This is a genomic window from Amycolatopsis sp. SID8362 (assembly GCF_010550475.1).
Taxonomy (GTDB): Bacteria; Actinomycetota; Actinomycetes; order Mycobacteriales; family Pseudonocardiaceae; genus Amycolatopsis; species Amycolatopsis eburnea.
Genome location: NZ_JAAGNB010001139.1, coordinates 1 through 667, shown reverse-complemented (window position 1 = coordinate 667; position 667 = coordinate 1). Strand labels below are relative to the sequence as shown.

General features: G+C 72.9%; 1 protein-coding gene and 1 pseudogene. One reads left to right on the top strand and one right to left on the bottom strand.

Annotated elements, in window-relative coordinates; translation table 11 throughout:
* Nucleotides 1–254, bottom strand: a pseudogene (locus tag G3I65_RS35410) (AraC family transcriptional regulator); the annotation flags it as partial.
* Nucleotides 255–324: 70 nt separating this feature from the next.
* Here G3I65_RS35410 and G3I65_RS35405 point away from each other — a divergent pair.
* Nucleotides 325–667 (top strand): saccharopine dehydrogenase NADP-binding domain-containing protein (locus G3I65_RS35405; RefSeq protein ID WP_160699957.1); only part of this gene is annotated, 343 nt, incomplete at its 3' end.

The following is a 667-nucleotide window of genomic DNA, read 5'->3' as shown; positions in this document are numbered from 1 at the left end:
GCCGCCCGCACCGCGTCGACGAGGTCGGCGGGCGGGGGCGCGTCGACGTCGGCCCACCCCGGCACGAGCACCGTGCCGGCGCTCGCCAGCCGGTCCAGGCCGGCGTCGGGCTCCAGCAGGAACCGGCCGACGCGGACGGGTTCGCTGCCGCAGACGGCGAAGTCGTAGCGGGGGTTCTCGCCGAACACCTCGGTGGCGATGGTCAGCTCGAACGAGAGCATCCCGTCGGTGGCGGCCAGCGCGACAGCGTGCATGTCCGAAAGTGTACGCATCGCGTCGTTCCGGACACTGTTCCCGGCGCGAAAGCGTCGCGAGGATTGCTGCATGACTTCGGTACTGGTTTACGGCGCTTACGGACTCACCGGCCGCTTCGTGGTGACCGAGCTGCGCGAACGCGGCTTCACGCCGATCCTTTCCGGCCGCGACGCGGCGAAGCTGCCGGGCGGGCGGCCCGCGTCGGTCGACGATCCGACGGCCCTCGACCGCGCGCTCGACGGCGTGGCGGCCGTGATCAACTGCGCGGGCCCGTTCGCCGCGACGGCCCTCCCGCTGGCTTCGGCGGCCATCCGCGCCGGTGTGCCGTACGTCGACGTCGCCGCGGAGATCGAAGCCAACCTCGACACCTTCGCGCTGACGGCGGACACCGCGGTGGTGCCCGCGATGGCGT